Consider the following 19,592-nt stretch of genomic DNA (forward strand, 5'->3'; position numbering starts at 1 on the left):
CTAAAGGGCCAATACATGCGTATTATAGATAATATGATTGAAAAGGATCTAATAAGCAATTCAACTACCCTGCAGGAATATCATGAGGCCAAGCATTTATTCCGTACCTTAAAATGCGTAAGGATGCAGGGAAATAGAGAATCACAATTGCGCGTGACAAGTGGAAAATCTACTTATAAAAATTACGCTACACGCCTATTGCTCGCCTCAGCCTGTGCACCGATAACTTTTTTTTCCGATCATCTTATCACGCAAAATGCTGCAGTCCCAAACTTCAATTCGGTGTCGGCAAAAGATAGGTTCTTGCCGCCCGCTGACCACGCGTCGTCCGTTAAGAGCGCCGGGGAGACCTTTTTGCCGGGACAGGCCGTTTATGATTATCCACGCAGTGTCCCAATAACAGGAAAAAACCATGCCCGTCGCGTAGCCCGAAGCACCGACCGTGAAGAATCACTCTATATGCCGCCTGCCGCTTCATCTTTGGAAGGCATTAATCGGATGCTTAGAAAAATATACCGGGAAACTGAGCACTATTTTGGACATCCGGATCCTTTAATACATAGTTTGGCATTTCACATTAAATATATGCAAGATTATGAAATATATGCAGCTAGATATTTACTTAGATATTCCGGTCTGTTCGGTGCCAAATGGCCTGAAAAAATAACCGAACGCCATAAAAAAAAGATTCTTACAGCCTGGGTGAGCTCTTATGTTTTCGAAAAATCATGGGAAAGATTTTTAGTTAGTGAATTCATTAATATCTCTAAATATACCGTGTTTGAAAAAAAAGTCACATCGAGAAATTTTGAAAGTTTTCTGGCTCATTGCATACGAAAAAAATTAATGAATAGTACCGATTTTGAGTATTTATATTATTATGAAACATCAATAAATTTTATCAAGGATAATTTTTTATTGCCCATAATGCCGACATTTTTTTATAATGACATTAACGATATAATGATGGCTTACCCAATAGGTTCCATTGAATGGGGTTATTTGCACGCTGGGCTGAGTTTTGCCATGAGCGCCGAACTGGACCTCACCTTATCGTCAGAAAAAGATGTGATCTCCTTGGGCATTATATTGGAATCCATGCTAAGAGAAGGGTTAACAAGTTTGTCTTTGGCGAAATTATTTATGATGCCGGCCATGTTTTACCACATCAAAGAAAGCTTGGATAAAGATAGTGATGTTCAACTTAATGAGATTATTGGCCCTAACGGAATAAGAGAGGGTATTCTGGAGAAATTTTTTTCCGCCTGCGATATATTCAATGCCATTAACGAACCCATAATTCGTTTGGCCGAAGCTTTAAAAGCCTATCAATCTCGAAAAACCATTGAAACAGAATTGACAAACTTGCATTGTAATATGGAGATTCGGCCGGGCATACCTTATTTTCAGAATTATCAATACTTGAGTTCTAACAAGAATTGCGTGAACACCACAGGAAGAGAAGAAAATGATGTCCGGCAATATCCAACCGCGGACGCGATCGTTGCAAAGCAAAATGCCGACGTTGCCAACGCATATTTAGTTGTCAACAAAGCAATTATTTTAGATGCCCTCTCTGGGATCGATGCAGATGAAGTCGGATTTATGACGCAAGCTAAGATGGTGATATTTAAAGTCCATTTTAAGCCAAAACTGAATTTAAAAAATACAAAGCATGATAATAGTGCAGAATATTGTTATTTAAAAATCAAGGAAAATATAGATATCTTCGCAGCGGAGAAAAATAATTCTAGAAGAATCTACGCCTTAATCAAGGAAACAGGAGAATATCGAATTAAGCGTGTTGATGAACAGATCACAGCCTACTTTGAACTTTTGGAAAACTATTCTCGGCAGTTAACAACTGATAATAACATTAAGCTGGAATTATACAAAGATGCTCTAAAACTTCTCAAAGAGCGTCATGAACCGCTTGACGTGCTGGCAAACAGTCTTAGTCAAATACACCGAGACAAATTACTCAGTCATTTGAATATATTAAACATCAATAATGCAGTCAATAAACAGGCAGAGGTCATATTCCAATCCTTAATTCCTTTTTATACCTGTAAAGAACGTTTGCGGCCCAGGAGAAAAAAAACTGCTATTCCTGCCTGCAGCCTGAATATCGTTGCGCTGGCCAGGGTTATGGGAGCGGAGTTAGACATCAGCGTGCTAGCCGCAACCAAGGGCGGTAATGTGACCAAGGGGACGGGGAGTAATGTGGTGAATGGCTTTGTCGCTAGGCAGGCCCTGAAGATGGCTATAAAAAAAGATCTGCACTCTCTAACGGCATTTACACATCTGCCCGCATCAGAAACATTTAATGGAATGGTAATCAGTAAATTAGCCACAGAATTTGTTCACCTCTTTGATTCAGGACTGGGGATTATTGGCCAAATAAGTAGCACTATATTAAAAGAGGTTGCCGCGAGTGTAGACATAGTGCAACGATATTCTCCCACGCTGAAAAATTTATTGTTGCGTTTGCGGGAAAAAGAAATTGAACATTATTTAAACCCGACAGATTCTTTTTATAAAATGGCGCGACTGCCTGCCTTGGAATTGGAGGTGCCAGTGGTAAAACTGGGGGGAGATAAATTTCGCGGAAAAGAAATCTATGCACGAATCAATCCCGAGGATAATGATATTTTCAGCCGAAAATATACTATGACCGCAAATAAAACATTGATTCCCGTTCCCATGCCTAAAGGTAGAGGACTGAAAAATACACGCCCTGCCGGACTCGACTGGCCGGACGCGGCAGTAGATGCTAAACAATGGGTTTCGAAACACACCAGATCGTTCTATCCGTATCATCAGTCCCAGCTGACTATTGAATATACCCCGACGGGAAAAAATGGCTATGTTTCCTACTTGAATACTTCAAATGGTGCTTCTCAGATCATCTTTTCAGATAACATCCGGTCTGATGATTGGCCGAATCCGTTCTTTACCTATAGATTTGATATCAATACCTTTGGAGACCGAGGAAGTGAGAAAATCCTTTTTCCGGAAGTGGGTATTACATTGAGGCATGAAAGCATAGACCTTAATAAATTTGTTACTTCCTATCATAGGTTGGCAAAAAAACAAAAAGAAACATTACAAGAATGGATTTTGAATGAAGATGATATCAGGGGATACAAAGATACATTGCGTTATAATGAGCCGTTGTTTTCAAAGTCAAATAGTACAGAAATGAACCGAAAGCTGAAGTTAGGTGAAACGCTTACCCACGCACAACAAGAAATTTATGACAGCCTGATGGAACTCACGCAAGCGGATATTCCTCGGCATCGCGGAAGCTATCTGCTTAGCATGGAATACATACACAGTGACATGCAATGGGGGGATGATCCTCGCGTAGGGGATATAGTGACAAACTACCCACAATTCATGATTGTATCAGCAAATAATAAAGCTGCCCGAGATTTGGCCAAGCAGGCAAATCATTACAAGAAGATAAACGGGGTGCGTTTGCAACAGTTAATAACATATCGTATTGATAATGCGATTCAAGGCACTCCGCTTCTACCCCAAATCATAACACAGTCGACACCGCCGGTAAATTATCTCTATCCCCCCAAATCCTATTTTATTATTAAGGGAATCAGTATCGCCAAAGCCAGCCCGCCCAGTATTTCTCCGACGGAACGAGTGGGGATCATTTTGGAAGAAGCGTCGGAGATCCCTTATAGTGCAAGAAATCTATTTTCAGGAAAAGTTTATATACATGATTCGCCCAACCCAGTATAGTCATTTAAAGGAGTAATCTGGCATGCATCTTTTATCGCACATAAATTATGGAATCAGTATCGAAAAAGAATTATTATCCAACTCAACAAACTCTCAGGAATATTTTGACACAAAAGCTCTATTTGATTCGTTGAAATCCATTAGTCGACATGACAGGCTTCAATTGAATAAACCAGCAAAAAACAATAAGTCTTCTTTAAAAGATTTCGCTTTACGCTTTCTCTTAGCTACCGGTTATTCATCGGTAAGTAATTTGGCGAGCAACATTACCTCTAAAAATAATCTCCCTATCATCCCAGGTTTACAATGCAACACAAACATATCTTCTTTTGGCTCGAAACATACTATAAAATGCTCTGAGCATATTTTACCAGTAATGCCTGCGGGAAATAACACTAACAATAAATTCGATTACGGTTTAATGGAAGAGCATAATGTAAGACGCATCATCAGAAGCCCGGAACAGTCACAATCTATGCATTCGCCACCAAATAGATCGGCATTGGAAGGGCTAACGTCATTGCTTATTTCTGAATCCCATATCACTTCTAAAGAGCTTGAGTCCACATATAATGTAATTAAAGCTTTAGATGAATTTTTATCTAAAAATAATGATGCATTCAAAAAAGTAACGCAAAGCTTGTTAAAATCATCTGGCCTGTTTGGGTATAAAGACCAGGAATTATTAACTCAATGCCATCAGCAAAAAATTATGGCCGCGTGGATCAATTCGTTTGTCTTTAACGATAATATCGAAAAATTTATAGTCAGCGAATTTATGACTCTCACTAAAAAAAATCATGGCAAAGCTGTTTATACACGGGACTTTGCAAATCATCTTTCTAAAGGCGTTGAGAATTTATTACAAAAAAACCCATCCGAGTATATGGGCGTCAATCAGGATAATCCTCCGAAAGTCATTTTTGACAGGCTATTGAACCCACTAATGCCTACTTTTTTTCAAGGCAAAGTTAACACCTCTGCGATGGCATACTCGGTTGGTTCAATTGAGTGGGGCTTTTTTCATGTTGGGTTAGGGTTAGCCATGAGTGCAGATATCAATCTGGAAACATTATCTGCTAATGATATTTTATCTTTAGGGATCATACTTGAAGCCTTGTTAAAAGAGGGTATCACCGCGCCCAATCTCATTAAGCTTTTTATGATTCCCGCTATGCTTTATCACGTCAAATATTGCCATGATAATAATATTTCTACTGATGTAGAAGACATTTTTTGGGAGAATAGGATTAGACAGCATATTCTTGCACAATACTTTTCCGCCTGCGATCGTTATCATGCGGCAAAAGATCCCGTAGCCTGTTTAACTCAAAGGTTGGACACCTACCAATCTCTTGCGGATTTGGTGGATGCATTGCATAATCTTAACTCCAACATATTAATTAAACCTCAAGAATATTATTTTTCTTACTACGAATATGATGTTTTTGGAGATGTTTTAACGGAGGAAATAAATGAAACAAAAATAGGCAATTGGCATACTCCCGATCCTTACTCGTTATTTGAAAGGCAAAGTGTTGAAATCGCCGATACTTTTGCTGATGTGGATAAAAACGTTATTAGAGATGCTTTTAACGGTATGCATAAAAAGGAGACCCAGTTCCTGAATGCGGCCATGGTCACACTCAGCAGGGTCAGTTTAGAATACAACTATGATTCCGAAAGGATGCAGTCCGAAGAAAGATTTTGCCAAATTGAAGAGTTGGACATAAGGAAAGATGTCGATGTATTCTCAGCGACTTTAGGTGATGAAGAAAGAATGTATGCGCTCATGAAAGAAAAAGAGGAATATCAAATACGACGAATCACTAGCAGCATTACTTCATATTATGATTATTTATCCTATTTTAAACCGGAACTGGACACCGATAGTATTAAATTAACGTTTTCGCAGGATAGCAATGAAATACTGAAGGATACCCATGATTCGCTGCAAGTATTAGCCGGTAAGCTGAGTCAAATACACCGCAATAAAATGCTACAATACCTGAATGCGTATGGTTATGACAATAGAGCTAGTTTTGAGAAAAAAACTTTTTTTCCAACCATAGTACCGTTTTATATCTGTAACAAAGATGATCAGGCCGCGAAACAAGACACAAAAAATTCATCTTGTAGTATTGATTTTGCAGCTCTGTCTTCTATTGCGGGCAAATCTGATTTGGACCTCCGGACGCCAATAAAAACGAAATATGATTCACGGACCGCCTCGGGCGGGATGGCAAGCGGCCTGGCTGCAAGGCAATCTTTTGTAATGGCGATGAAGCAGGGTCCGTCTTCTTTGGTTAAAACCATTGAACTACCTGCGTCACATGAACTCAATCCAATTGCCTTGAGCAAATTAGGAGTGGAATACCTCCTTATGTTTGATCCAGGCCTTGAGATAAACAGCGGATTGAGCGAGGTTATGTTCAAACAAATTGCCGAAGGTGTTGCTGTTGCGAGCCGCTCACTGCCGTCTTTGCAAAGACTACACGCCGCATTTGTAGCAAAAAAAATTGATCCCGCCGGCAATCAACTTGTTAAACAATATGAAATGGCCCATTTGCCATCCATGGAGCTGGAAGTTCCGGTAGTCAAAGTGGGCGGTGATACCTTTCACAGTAAAGATATTTATCTGCGATTAAACCCTGAGAATAATGACATTTACAGCCAAAAATATACCCTGGCCGAGGATAAAACACTTATACCCGTTCCCATGCCGCAAGGAGAAAAACTACATAATTTTCTGGTCCACTATAACGAGGAAATCTGTACTTTGATTGGCGATTCGAGTGTTTACCCATAAAACTGTTTTTTTATGCGTTAAATATTATCAAGGTCGGTAATATCTTCAACAGCCAACGCCTTCAGTGATCTAAGTACGCCGTCGGCGAAACATATATTGCCGAACAGAGCTAAATATCATCTTAATTGAAGAAATTATCATCTCCGGCAGCCAGTTTAGCCTGGCATCGCTGCTCCCCGATCGGGCTGGTTCAACTGTCGTGTAAAAGTGGGTAGACCCGACATCCACATCGGGCAGGATAGTACTGGTATACAGAATGCCTGCTGGCCATGATGTAGCGATAGGCGCGTTCGCTGTTGACAGAGTGGCTTGGGGCGCCGCAGACGTTGGCCGTTGATGCCGTATAGAGTGCCTGCCCTCGGTAGCCCCGGCTTTACGCAAAATTTTTATCATCGTCTTGTGGCCGCGATCTAAAGCCAGTGAAAGCGCGGTTATATTATTGGGGTCCTTTATATTAACCGCAGCGCCTCTTTCAACCAAATATTTCATGATATTCTGATTACCGCACGCAACGGCGCGCATCAGCGCTGTCCAACCCTTATTATCCAATGCGTCGATATCGGCGCCAAGCGGTAAAATTTTTTTAAGGAACATCTTGTTACCATTGCCAGCGGCAAGCAGCAGCGGCGTCAAGCCGTCTTTACCCGGAACATTGACTCCGCAGCCTAATCGTAGAAGGCTATCAATAACTTTTCCGCTCACGCCATTTTTTAACGCTAGGGTAAGCGCGGTATCTTCATCATCGTTCTTAACATCAGGTTTTATTCCTTTTGTCGCCAGCTTATCAACCAATTTGAAATCGTTATGTAACACTGCCAACATTAAAGGCGTCAAAGCCATATTACCCGCAAGATTAACATTAGCCCCAGCCTGGAGCAGAGCGTTTATAATAGCGTTCTCTTTGGTCATTATGGCTAATACCAAGGCAGTATTGCCATCACTGTCTAAGTAATCAAGCTCAGCGCCTTTTTGTAACAGGCGGGCAATATCCTGTAAACCATTGCCTAAAAGCACGGAAGCCATCAATGCCGTCCGATTATCTTTATCCTGTGTGTTAACATCCACTTCACTTCTGTTTACCTGATCAAGAATTTCTCTATTAAAAATGATATTACTCACAGGAATTTTAGTTCTTAAGTCATTTAATTTCAATGGACATTGAAAAGCAGGACTTGATGTTCTTTTTAAACGATTGAGCTGGTCTTTTTTTGAAAAATAGTTAATATTGCTTGACTCTATCCCGTTTGTTTTTGCTAAAGTCACATTATTTTTACTATGTAATATTATTGGAAAACCTACCGCAGCCGTCACTGGCAACTTTGCCAAATCAATACTGTTTTTTAAATATCCATGGGAGGAATAAAGTAATTTTTTCCCATCAATATGATTGGGTATAGCATGAGAAATCATAAAATTGAACTGAGAATTATAGGGTACCATTAACGACATGCCGTCACCTAAGTTGAATTGAAAAGAAATATGTTAAACGGGCCCTCCGGCCCTTCATATTTCATTAGCAGCATAAGAACCTTACTTGAGTCTTCTGAAGCAAAGATGATAAAACAGGGCTATCCCCGAAGGCCTATTCAAGAATTATTATTAGGAACTGAGCGACGTGACATTATTCTCTTAAGACTCTGGTAGATTTTATCGATGTCTCCGGTAATATGCGATGATAAAAATAAGGATGAGCCACTTGATTTGGTGGAGGCTATGTCAGTTGATATTTCCTTATTTTCGCGCCGGCCATTTTCATACAAAGGATATTCTGTATCCTCATTTTTATCTAAAAGCGTTTCATTCATGGCTTCGGTAGTATTGGCCTCATCATCAGACGCGGTCATCATGGTATTGATTATCGTCTCGGTGGCATTAAGTTTCTTATCGGTAGTTTTGATATAAGAACCGGCATTATCCTCTGCCACTGCGCGATTCTTCAAGGCATCATTTTCAGTATAAGCTGTATCGTTAACGTTTGCGGGCACATGATCTCCAGATGATACAGGACGACAGTCTTTGTTAGCTGCTTTTAGCGCAGATATTGCTTTTGAAAGCACATGCACATTTTGCTGATCGTTCTTGTACAAAGCCACCCTCATTGCCGTTTCATTACTTCGATTTGCATAATTGACACAAGCGCCTTGACTAAGCAAATACTCAGTCATCGAAACATCACCACAGTTCACCGCATGCATTAACGCAGTCCAACCCTGAGCATCCGTATTATCTATATTGACACCTCTTCTAATATAGAAATCCATAATTTCACGATTTTTTCGAAATGTTGCTAACATAAATGGCGTATGCCCATTTTTATCTTTAATGTTAATATCATAATGATCATAACGAAGAATCACGGATATCATCCAATGCGTATCATACTTTATGGCTAAGTGCAGTGCCGTCTCCTTTGCATCGTTAGTAGCATTGGTTAGTGCGCCATTTATTAGGAGCTTAAAAAATGTCCTATGATCTTCCCCTAGCACCGTCACCATCAAAGGGGTATAACCGGCTGTACCAGGCACATTAGACATACTTTTATTTTGCTGAAATATGTCTAATATCTTCCATTTTTCTGTAATTAGCGCCTCATCCTTCAATCTAAAAAGACTTTTAAGCAGCCACATTAGCGCCGTATTGTTTTCATTATCCCTAAGAGTCATATCGGCGCCTCTGCTCATCAGATATTTAATAAATCCAACGTCTTTGTGCGTTGCCACTGCCTGCATCAGCGGAGTGAGCTTATCTTTGTTTTGTGCGTTAAAGCCTACCCCCCTTTCGCCCGTTGTTTTCAAAAGTTCGTTATCTAATGGAATGTTACAATAAGGCAATCTTCCTCTTCTTCTTTCAGGTGATAGGCAACCTAGGCTCGCTTGTTGTTCTAATTTTTTATCAAAATCTTTTTCAACCAAGGAAGTTTCGCGTTTCTTTAACTTTAATTGTTTTAGCAAGTTACTTCCACCCTTTGTGGTAATCTCGCTGGAATGGGCATCGAAACGTCGTTGCGCCCTATTAATCATGGGTAAAACATTTAGAGAGGTGATATTTATTACTTCATTGTAATTGCGAATATTATGCTCATTTGATTTGTTTGGCATATATTCAAAAACTTTAGCCATAGTTGGCTGTGCGCATGGCAATAATGTTGTATTCATCTGTACATCCTTACAGTATGGTATGCTTAAAGAATGTTGCCTATTCAAAGTATTTTTTGAGACCAGGCGAGTAAACTCAGTGCTGCTAAATAAAAATTATGATACATCAGCCTATGACAAAGGAGGGAATGGAGAAGCATAACGTCTAAATGCCTCATAAGCACTCTTCATCTTATAAACAAGCCACCCTGGTATCAAATACGAGGATCCGCTGGATTGTGATGAATCTGTTTCAGCTGTTTTATCGTCATTAAGATCGCTTTGCAGAATAGGTTTGACAACTATCGTTTCATCTTTTTTGTCTGAAGCATCTATAGTATTGCTATCGGGGTCCACATTATTGTCATTAGCTATTACCTGCCACGTCATATGATTTGTATTCACATTTTCCTTGAGCTCATCCTTAAGCCAATGCTTTATTTCTTCATTCGGCATCACCGCGCCGGCCTTTATGAGCGTTAAGGCCATTATTTTGTCCTTTTTTTCAAAAGCAATTACCAGAGCGCTTCGTTGATATAGGGTCGTGAAGTTGACATTGGCGCCATATGAACAAAGTTTCTTAACCACTTCCTCTTTACGACAGTCCACCGCATGCATTAACGCCGTCCAGCCATTTAAATCCACATGATCAACATCTACGCCTTTGTTATAGAAGCTGTCCATAAGAGCCAAATTACCGTAATAGGACGCTATCATAAATGGCGTACGACCCTTTTTATCATCCACATTCAATTTTTGATAAAACACGCAGAGCTGATCAATGATAGTGTTTGATGCATTGTATTCAACTGCCAAATGCAATGCGGTTTTCCCGTCATTATTCTTTAATTCAACAGTTGCTTTGTTGATAAGTAATTTTTTAAAGCTATTTTTGTCATCACCCATAGCAGCAATCATCAAAGGAGTAAATCCTTCTTTATCCGCCAAGTCCAGATCTGCAGCGCTGTTTATCAACACATCTAAGATATTTAATTTAATTTGGATTCTTGTTTCATTTGCAAGACGAAAAAGGCTTTTTACAACCCACATCACCGCCGTATTGCCTGCATTATCCTGCAAGCCCACCTTGGCCCCTAGCCTAATCAAGGATTTAATATCCTCGTTGTTACCACCGGTAAGAGCAATCCGCATTAACGGGGTAAGCCCATCCTGATTCTTGTCATTGACATTGAGGCGGGTTACCGTTTTGGGGTCAAGATATTCAATGTCCACGTCGACCGTACTTTCCGGTAGGCTCGCTCTTTTATCCTTATGATCCAAGCAATCCAGCCGAGCTTGATTAGGGTTAACCTTAAGACCTCTTTCCTTAAGGTCTACTATATGACGCTTGGTTCTCAATTCTGCAGAATTGTTTCCAAACCTCTTTTCCGCTGCGTTAATCATGGGTAAAATATTATTAGATAGCATCTGAATTTGGCTAGTATAGTTAGTAGAATATTTTCCGCTTTCTATAGGCTGGCTTGGTTGAGAAAAATCAATTAAACGTGAGGGGGCGTAGGGCTGTAAAGTCACATTCATATATATCTCCTAAATATGATTTATTAAACTGGTTTTTTTTTGCAAAACGTCTGGGTAATACTGAGTTTTCTAACTCCATCATATATACCTTGCATAACTCTTGTGATTAACATCGGCGTAAAAGGCACAGACCTGCTCGCAGCGGATGCCGCGACATCGGTTAACATTTCACGATGTTCAATATCTATTATTTCATACTGGGTATTATTGTGGACTGTTATATTATGACTATCATTTAGGCGTGGCCCAGCGATGAGGTCGCATATATTCCCGCAGACCAGCTGAGGATCATTTTTTACACCTTTCACTGTCTCTGATTCTACTTTTATTTTGGGAAGCAGCAGATTCACCATATGATTTCGCCCTTGCTCCTGGGCGATGTTTAGCGCATCTTTATTGCAGCAATCCTTGATAAGAACGCTGGCGCCTTTGGCCAGCAAATAATTCATCGTCTCTACATCATCGCAGTTCACAGCATGCATCAACGCCGTCCAACCATAGGCATCGAAATCGTTGATATCCCCCCCTTTAGTGAGAAAGGTATCCATAATATCGTACCGGGAGCGAAATGACGCCATCATAAAAGGTGTATAACCACGCGTATCCTTAACATTCATAAATTTATAAAGGTCGATGAGAACAGTTAATATTTTTGGATCTGCATCAAATTTTAACGCCAAATGTAACGATGTCTCGCCTGCATCATTTACACATCTAAAGTCCTCCGCACTTCTATATGACATCTTAAATGCAGGCACGCTATTTACGGCGACGGCATACATCATCGGAGTAAATCCGGCAGTGCCTGCGATAGTCAGGTTTGCACCCGCAAGAAATAGATTTTCCATTATTTCCAATTTAGTTTGTATTTGCGTTTCATTGCCTAGATTGTTAAGGCTTTTTATCAACCATATCACAGCAGTATTGTTTTGCTTATCTTGAATATCTAAGGAAACGCCACTATGAATCAAATCACGTATTTTATTTAAGGAGTCGTTGTTACCGATCGCCTTCATTAAAGGAGTAATGCCATCGTTATCCTGTAGGGTATTATTAATGTTTTTAGCATACGCCTTTTTGCCGTTGTCGAACACAACGTCCATTTCTGGAAACCTGCTTATACTTGATATATTTTTTCGACAATCATATCGATCGTGGTTATTAATATTCTTTTTTGCGTCAACTTCAGCAAAAAAAATTTCACGTTTACTTATTTTAAGCTTCTCAACCCATTTATTAGTATACTCCCGTTCGTTTACTTTCATTTCGAATCGTTTCTCGCTTTCATTAATTGCCCTCTTTACGTTCTTTGTAAGAATATTTAACTCTTCTCTATTTTTAATAAAATTTGTATAGTTAGATATCATATGCATATGCATAGGCATAGGCATAGGCATAGGCATAGGCATAGGGTTAATCGAGCCGTAAGGCATAAAGGATTGTAATGTCGCGTTCATATATTATCCCTAAAATTTATATCCGTGCAGTCAATAGTGGTCTCGGAGACTAAAACATATACTGAATAAAAAAGTGAGTATATAAATTTTGTACTTAAAGAGTGGTACGTTTACTCTTCAGAAATAATCATAGCCTGTTTAAGAGAAATTGAGGGCGCTTCTTGTTAAACTTCATGACAAATTGAATTATAAAAAAACCGCACCTTAATCAGTTGGTATCCAACTTTTGGGGTGCGGTTCTGGTCCGTCAACGCTGATGAGTTATCTCTCGCCCCGCAGGGCATTCCGTTATACCGCGGTTTGGAAAATTACCTCATCCGCTTTATCGGTGTAAGCCGTCAGCTTGTCAAAGTTCAGGTAACGGTAGGTATCCGCCGCCGTTTTATCTACCATGGATATGGCTTGCAGGTACTCTTCCGGCGTCGGCAGACGTCCAAGCAGCGAGGTCACCGCCGCCAGCTCGGCCGAGACCAGATAGACATCCGCCCCGTCCCCCAGGCGATTGGGGAAGTTGCGGGTGGAGGTGGAGACCACCGTCGCACCGGCGGCTACCCGCGCCTGGTTGCCCATGCACAGCGAGCAGCCCGGGATTTCGATGCGGGCTCCGCTTTTGCCGAATACGCTGTAGTAGCCCTCTTCGGTGAGCTGCGCCGCATCCATTTTGGTGGGGGGCGCGACCCACAGCCGGGTTGGCAGCGCGCCTTTATGCTGATCCAGCAATTTGCCTGCGGCACGGAAGTGACCGATATTAGTCATGCAGGAACCGATAAACACCTCATCGATTTTACTGCCGGCGACATCGGACAACAGCCGCGCATCGTCCGGATCGTTAGGCGCGCAGACAATGGGCTGGGTAATATTCGCCAGGTCGATTTCGAGTACCGCGGCATATTCCGCATCATCATCAGCCACCAGCAAATGAGGATCCGCCAGCCAGCTTTCCATGGATTTGATGCGGCGTTCCAACGTGCGGCGGTCGCCATAACCTTCGGTTATCATCCACTTCAGCAGCACGATATTGGAACTCAGGTATTCAACGATAGGCGCCTGATCGAGCTTGATGGTGCAGCCCGCCGCAGAACGCTCAGCCGACGCGTCGGCCAGCTCAAAGGCTTGTTCAACCTTGAGTTCCGGCAAGCCTTCGATTTCCAGGATACGACCAGAGAAGATATTCTTTTTGCCCTTTTTCTCCACCGTCAGCAAACCTTGCTTAATGGCGAAGTAAGGGATGGCGTGCACCAGATCCCGCAAGGTAATGCCCGGTTGCATTTTACCCTTGAAGCGGACCAGCACCGATTCCGGCATATCCAGCGGCATGACCCCGGTGGCGGCGGCAAACGCCACCAGACCGGAACCGGCCGGGAAAGAAATGCCGATGGGGAAGCGGGTATGGGAGTCGCCGCCGGTGCCCACGGTATCCGGCAGCAGCATACGGTTCAGCCAGGAGTGGATGATGCCGTCGCCGGGACGCAGCGAGACGCCGCCGCGGTTCATGATGAAGTCCGGCAGGGAGTGATGGGTCTGCACGTCCACCGGCTTCGGATAGGCGGCGGTATGGCAGAAGGACTGCATCACCAGGTCGGCGGAAAAACCGAGGCAGGCTAAATCTTTGAGCTCATCGCGGGTCATCGGCCCGGTGGTATCCTGTGAGCCCACCGAGGTCATCTTGGGCTCGCAGTATTGCCCTGGACGGATACCGTCCACGCCGCAGGCGCGGCCGACCATTTTTTGCGCCAGGGTAAAACCCTTGGCGCTGGCGGTGACTTCCCGTGCATGTCGGAAGATTTCGCTTGGGGGCAATCCTAGGGATTCCCGGGCGCGGGACGTCAATCCCCGGCCGATAATCAGCGGTATACGGCCGCCGGCCCGCACTTCATCCACCAGCACCTGGGTATTGAGGGAGAAGCTGGCCAGCAGCCGGTCGGTATCGTGCCGGCGGATTTCGCCCTTGAACGGGTAAATATCGATGACATCGCCCATGTTCAGCTCGGAGACGTCCACTTCAATAGGCAGCGCGCCGGAATCTTCCATGGTATTGAAGAAAATCGGCGCAATCTTGCTGCCCAGCACCACGCCGCCGCTGCGTTTGTTGGGCACGTGGGGAATATCGTCACCCATGTACCACAGCACCGAGTTGGTGGCGGATTTACGTGAAGATCCCGTGCCCACCACGTCGCCGACGTAGGCCAGGGGGAAGCCTTTTTGCTTCAGGGTTTCTATCAACTTAAGCGGCCCCGCCACTCCCGGCCGATCGGGCACAATCCCATCACGGGCATTCTTCAGCATGGCTACCGCGTGCAGTGGAATATCCGGACGGGACCAGGCATCGGGCGCCGGCGACAGGTCGTCGGTATTGGTTTCGCCGGTGACCTTGAACACCGTGACGGTGATCTTTTCCGCCAGCGGCGGACGGGACAGGAACCATTCGGCATCAGCCCAAGAGCGCATGACTTCCAAAGCGTGGGGGTTGCCGGCCTTGGCCTTGGCTTCAACGTCGTAAAAGCTGTCGAACATCAGCAGCATGGATTTCAATGCATTGGCGGCTAAGGGCGCCAGCGCCTTATCGTCCAGCGCATCCACCAGGGGCTGGATGTTATAGCCGCCCTGCATGGTACCCAGCAGCTCAACGGCTTTTTCAGGGCTTATCAGGGGAGATACGGCTTCACCCTTGACGACGGCCGCCAGAAAACCGGCCTTTACGTAGGCCGCTTCATCGACGCCGGGAGGAACTCGGTTACTCACGAGATCAAGCAGGAATGCTTCTTCGCCGGTGGGCGGATTTTTCAGTAATTCAATCAGCGCCGCCATTTGTACGGCATCAAGAGGTTTTGGCACAATCCCCTGGGCAGTACGCTCGGCAACGTGCTTACGATAATCATCTAGCACGACGTTCTCCTCGCTTTTATTGTCATTGCTCGTTGTTCAATACTGAACTGACAGCACCTGGTTTGCAGCGCATCGTCGCGGGGCGCCGCCATTGAAAAAAGGACCTTTATACCCGGTGTCGGGTTGCCAGTTTATCAGGATTAATTTGCATTGTTAATTTGTTTACATCTAAGTAACATTATTTTTTTCGCTGAAACGTTAAGGCGTTAGCGATCCTGGCAGTTGCTCTTAAAACGGCGTTTAGCGGATTTAAATTAACATCCTTTACCTATGACCAGCCATAGCAAAGCAGCGAAATACTAAGGAGAGTTTGTAAGCAAAAAAAATCACCTGACGGTATCGCCAGGTGACAGGGGGAGAGGAGACTATTTCTTTTTCTTGGCTTTGGCATTCGGCAGATCGGTGATGCTGCCTTCGTAGACTTCCGCCGCCAAACCCACCGACTCATGCAGGGTCGGGTGGGCATGAATGGTCAGGGCAATGTCTTCCGCATCGCAGCCCATCTCAATGGCCAGACCGATTTCTCCCAGCAGTTCGCCGCCGTTAACGCCCACCACCGCGCCGCCGATAACCCGATGGGTCTCTTTGTCGAAGATAAGCTTGGTCATGCCGTCCTGGCAATCGGACGCGATGGCGCGGCCGGACGCCGCCCATGGGAAGGTGGCGACTTCATAGCTGATGCCTTTTTCCTTGGCTTCTTTTTCAGTCACGCCGACCCAGGCAACTTCCGGTTCGGTGTAGGCTATGGAGGGGATCACCTTGGGATCGAAGTAGTGTTTTTTACCGGCGATCACTTCCGCCGCCACGTGGCCTTCATGGGTGCCTTTGTGCGCCAGCATCGGCTGTCCGACGATATCGCCGATGGCATAGATGTGCGGTACATTGGTCCGCAGCTGCTTATCGACCCGGATAAATCCGCGATCGTCCACTTCCACGCCGGCTTTGCCCGCATCCAGCATCTTGCCGTTGGGCACGCGGCCGATGGCCACCAGCACCGCATCGTAACGCTGCGGATCGGCAGGGGCCTTTTTTCCTTCCATGCTGACGTAGATACCGTCTTCACGCGCTTCAACGGTGGTGACCTTGGTCTCCAGCATCAGGTTGAACTGCTTGCTGATCCGTTTGGTGTAAACCTTCACGACGTCTTTATCGGCGACCGGAATGACCTGGTCGAACATTTCCACCACGTCGATTTTGGAACCCAGGGCATAGTACACGGTGGCCATTTCCAGGCCGATGATGCCGCCGCCCATGACCAGCAAACGCTCCGGTACCGTACGCAGCGCCAACGCATCCGTTGAATCCCAGACGCGGGGATCGTCATGGGGTATAAAAGGCAAAGTGATGGGGCGCGAGCCCGCGGCGATAATCGCATTGTCAAAATTGATAATGGTGGCGCCATTCTCGCCGTCCACCTGCAGGGTATTGGCGCCGGTGAATTTACCCACCCCCTGCACAACCTTGACCTTTCGGGCTTTGGCCATGCCGGTCAGGCCGCCGGTCAGCTGATTGACCACCCGTTCTTTCCAGGTACGCACTTTATCAATGTCGGTTTTCGGTTCACCGAAGGTAATGCCGTTTTCGCTTAATGCTTTTGCTTCTTCAATGACCTTGGCCACGTGCAATAACGCTTTGGAAGGGATACAGCCAACGTTCAGACAAACGCCGCCCAGGGTGGCGTAACGTTCCACCAGCACGGTTTCCAACCCTAAATCGGCGCAGCGGAAGGCGGCGGAATATCCTCCCGGACCGGCCCCAAGTACCACTACCTGGGTTTTGATTTCAGTACTCATCATGACCTCTTATTTGTTTATCCGGCGGGTAAGTCGCTCATTTTCATAGGAATCAGAGACATAACGTACTGTCGCCACCGGGACGCCTCCATCGAGCCCAGTTTACAGAAATGTTAATAATCTGCAAAGCCTGTTCGAACGGGGCGAAACCTGTTTGCCCGGGCGGGGAAGCCGCGCTCCCCGCCGGAGTCACATCAAACAATCCGGCCGGCCCGGCGGGCCGGCCCTGGGTTTACATCACCAAACGACGAATATCGGACATCACGTTATTGATGAAGCTGATAAAACGAGCACCCGCCGCACCGTCTATAACCCGGTGATCATAAGACAGGGAGAGCGGCAACATCAGACGCGGCGTGAACTCTTTGCCGTTCCAGACCGGTTTGAACGCCGATTTGGAGACGCCGAGAATAGCCACTTCCGGTGCGTTGACGATGGGCGTAAAGGACGTGCCGCCGATGCCGCCGAGGCTGGAGATAGTGAAACATCCCCCCTGCATATCGGAGGAGGTCAGCTTGCCGTCGCGGGCCTTTTTGGAAATAACCGCCAGCTCGCGGGACAATTCGACGATGCCCTTTTTATTCACATCGCGGAATACCGGCACCACCAGTCCGTTGGGGGTATCTACCGCCACGCCGATGTTGATGTATTTTTTCAGCGTCAGCGTCTGGGCATCCTCGGACAGGGAGCTGTTGAAACGCGGCATTTCTTCCAGGGCCTTGGCCACCGCCTTCATGATAAACACCAGGGGGGTGATTTTCACATCCAGCTTTTTCTTCTCGGCTTCCGCATTCTGCTCTTTGCGGAACGCCTCGACTTCGGTGATATCCGCTTCGTCAAACTGGGTGACATGGGGGATCATGACCCAGTTGCGATGCAGGTTGGCGCCGGAAATTTTCTGAATCCGGCCCAGCGCCACCTCTTCGGTTTCGCCGAACTTGCTGAAATCCACCTTGGGCCAGGGCAGCAGACCCGGCAGAGACCCGCCGGTACCGGCGGCCGGCGCGGCTTCCGCGCGTTTGACCGCGTCTTTTACATAAGCCTGGATATCTTCGCGCAGGATCCGGCCTTTGCGCCCGGTACCCTTCACCTTGGCCAGATCGACACCGAACTCCCGCGCCAAACGGCGGATGACCGGGGTAGCGTGGACATAAGCGTCGTTTTCGGCAAATTCGCCTTTTGCCCCGGCGCCGGTGGTGGCGGCGGCATTCTTGTTTGCCGCCGATGCCGGAGCAGGAGCGGCCGCCGCCGCGGTTTCCGTTTTACCGGCAGCGGGGGCCGGCGCGGCTTCGGTTTTGCCGGTAGACGGGGCAGGCGCGGCGCCTGCCACTTCAAACACCATGATCAGCGAACCGGTGCTGACTTTATCGCCGGTGGCGACCTTGATCTCTTTCACCATGCCGGCAAAGGGCGCCGGGACTTCCATCGAGGCTTTGTCCCCTTCCACCGTGATCAGGGATTGCTCCGCCGCCACGGTGTCGCCCACTTTGACCATGACCTCGGTGACTTCCACTTCATCGCCGCCGATATCCGGTACGTTAACGTCCTTGACGCCGCCCGACTGGGCCGGAGCGGCTTCGGCGGCAGGCTTGTTAGCCGCCGGGGCCGCGGCGGCTTCACCGCCCTCGCCCGCCACCTCGAACACCATAATCAGCGAGCCGGTGCTGACCTTATCGCCGGTGGCGACCTTGATCTCTTTCACCGTGCCGGCAAAGGGCGCCGGGACTTCCATCGAGGCTTTGTCCCCTTCCACCGTGATCAGGGATTGCTCCGCCGCCACGGTGTCGCCCACTTTGACCATGACCTCGGTAACTTCCACTTCGTCGCCGCCGATATCCGGTACGTTAACCTCTTTGCTGCCGCCGGATTTAACCGGTGACGGTGTGGATTCCGCCTGCCTGGCGTCGTTTTGCCGTCCGGACGCGGCAGGTTTGGCATCGCCTTGCCCCTCGGCCTTGGCCGGCGCTTCTTCGCCCGCCGCGGCCTCGTCAAAGACCATGATAAGCGAGCCGGTGGTGACTTTGTCCCCCACGGCCACTTTCAGCTCTTTGATTACCCCCGCCCGGGGGGAAGGGACTTCCATCGAGGCTTTATCCCCTTCCACGGTGATCAGGGATTGTTCGGCGCTGACGCTGTCGCCAACCTTGACCAGCACTTCGGTCACTTCAACTTCATCGGTACCGATATCCGGCACGTTGATTTCAATAGCCATTAA

9 protein-coding genes are annotated in these 19,592 nt (G+C 46.0%); 2 read left to right on the plus strand and 7 right to left on the minus strand.

Translation table 11 applies throughout. The features are described 5' to 3' along the window. The first annotated feature begins 15 nt into the window (after positions 1-15). Positions 16-3,759 (plus strand): hypothetical protein, encoded by a 3,744-nt coding sequence (locus ACL2XJ_RS01660; protein WP_413725455.1) that lies wholly within the window; start codon positions 16-18, stop codon positions 3,757-3,759. 22 nt (positions 3,760-3,781) lie between these two features. Then, a complete protein-coding gene (locus ACL2XJ_RS01665) occupies positions 3,782-6,568 on the plus strand; it encodes a hypothetical protein (RefSeq protein WP_413725456.1) in 2,787 nt (928 codons plus the stop codon). 69 nt (positions 6,569-6,637) lie between these two features. Here the strand turns inward: ACL2XJ_RS01665 and ACL2XJ_RS01670 are convergent, their stop codons facing one another. From ACL2XJ_RS01670 to aceF, 7 genes are all read right to left on the minus strand, one after another. Continuing rightward, positions 6,638-8,017, minus strand: a complete 1,380-nt coding sequence (locus tag ACL2XJ_RS01670; RefSeq protein ID WP_413725457.1) for an ankyrin repeat domain-containing protein — start codon at positions 8,015-8,017, stop codon at positions 6,638-6,640. A 137-nt stretch (positions 8,018-8,154) separates the two neighbouring features. Further along, positions 8,155-9,723, minus strand: a complete 1,569-nt coding sequence (locus ACL2XJ_RS01675) for an ankyrin repeat domain-containing protein (protein ID WP_413725458.1) — start codon at positions 9,721-9,723, stop codon at positions 8,155-8,157. 111 nt (positions 9,724-9,834) lie between these two features. Next, positions 9,835-11,241: an ankyrin repeat domain-containing protein gene (locus ACL2XJ_RS01680; RefSeq protein WP_413725459.1), complete on the minus strand. Its 1,407-nt coding sequence runs from the start codon at positions 11,239-11,241 to the stop codon at positions 9,835-9,837. A 23-nt stretch (positions 11,242-11,264) separates the two neighbouring features. Then, positions 11,265-12,698, minus strand: a complete 1,434-nt coding sequence (locus tag ACL2XJ_RS01685; RefSeq protein WP_413725460.1) for an ankyrin repeat domain-containing protein — start codon at positions 12,696-12,698, stop codon at positions 11,265-11,267. 288 nt (positions 12,699-12,986) lie between these two features. Further along, positions 12,987-15,584, minus strand: coding sequence for a bifunctional aconitate hydratase 2/2-methylisocitrate dehydratase (acnB, locus tag ACL2XJ_RS01690; RefSeq protein WP_413725461.1), 2,598 nt, complete (start codon positions 15,582-15,584; stop codon positions 12,987-12,989). A gap of 365 nt (positions 15,585-15,949) precedes the next feature. Continuing rightward, entirely contained in the window at positions 15,950-17,377 is a 1,428-nt protein-coding gene (lpdA, locus tag ACL2XJ_RS01695; RefSeq protein ID WP_165934234.1) for a dihydrolipoyl dehydrogenase, read from the minus strand. A gap of 232 nt (positions 17,378-17,609) precedes the next feature. Then, a complete protein-coding gene (gene aceF, locus ACL2XJ_RS01700; protein ID WP_413725462.1) occupies positions 17,610-19,589 on the minus strand; it encodes a pyruvate dehydrogenase complex dihydrolipoyllysine-residue acetyltransferase in 1,980 nt (659 codons plus the stop codon). Between the last annotated feature and the right edge of the window lie 3 nt (positions 19,590-19,592).

The sequence above is a fragment of the Sodalis sp. RH16 genome, from assembly GCF_047324245.1.
GTDB lineage: Bacteria > Pseudomonadota > Gammaproteobacteria > Enterobacterales > Enterobacteriaceae > Acerihabitans > Acerihabitans ligni.

Bases quoted from the DNA above. Each gene is read 5' to 3' on its own strand.
- ACL2XJ_RS01660 (WP_413725455.1), top strand. From the start codon at position 16: ATGCGTATTATAGATAATATGATTGAAAAGGATCTAATAAGCAATTCA.
- ACL2XJ_RS01665 (WP_413725456.1), top strand. From the start codon at position 3,782: ATGCATCTTTTATCGCACATAAATTATGGAATCAGTATCGAAAAAGAA.
- ACL2XJ_RS01670 (WP_413725457.1), bottom strand. From the start codon at position 8,017: ATGTCGTTAATGGTACCCTATAATTCTCAGTTCAATTTTATGATTTCT.
- ACL2XJ_RS01675 (WP_413725458.1), bottom strand. From the start codon at position 9,723: ATGAATACAACATTATTGCCATGCGCACAGCCAACTATGGCTAAAGTT.
- ACL2XJ_RS01680 (WP_413725459.1), bottom strand. From the start codon at position 11,241: ATGAATGTGACTTTACAGCCCTACGCCCCCTCACGTTTAATTGATTTT.
- ACL2XJ_RS01685 (WP_413725460.1), bottom strand. From the start codon at position 12,698: ATGAACGCGACATTACAATCCTTTATGCCTTACGGCTCGATTAACCCT.
- lpdA (WP_165934234.1), bottom strand. From the start codon at position 17,377: ATGAGTACTGAAATCAAAACCCAGGTAGTGGTACTTGGGGCCGGTCCG.
- aceF (WP_413725462.1), bottom strand. From the start codon at position 19,589: ATGGCTATTGAAATCAACGTGCCGGATATCGGTACCGATGAAGTTGAA.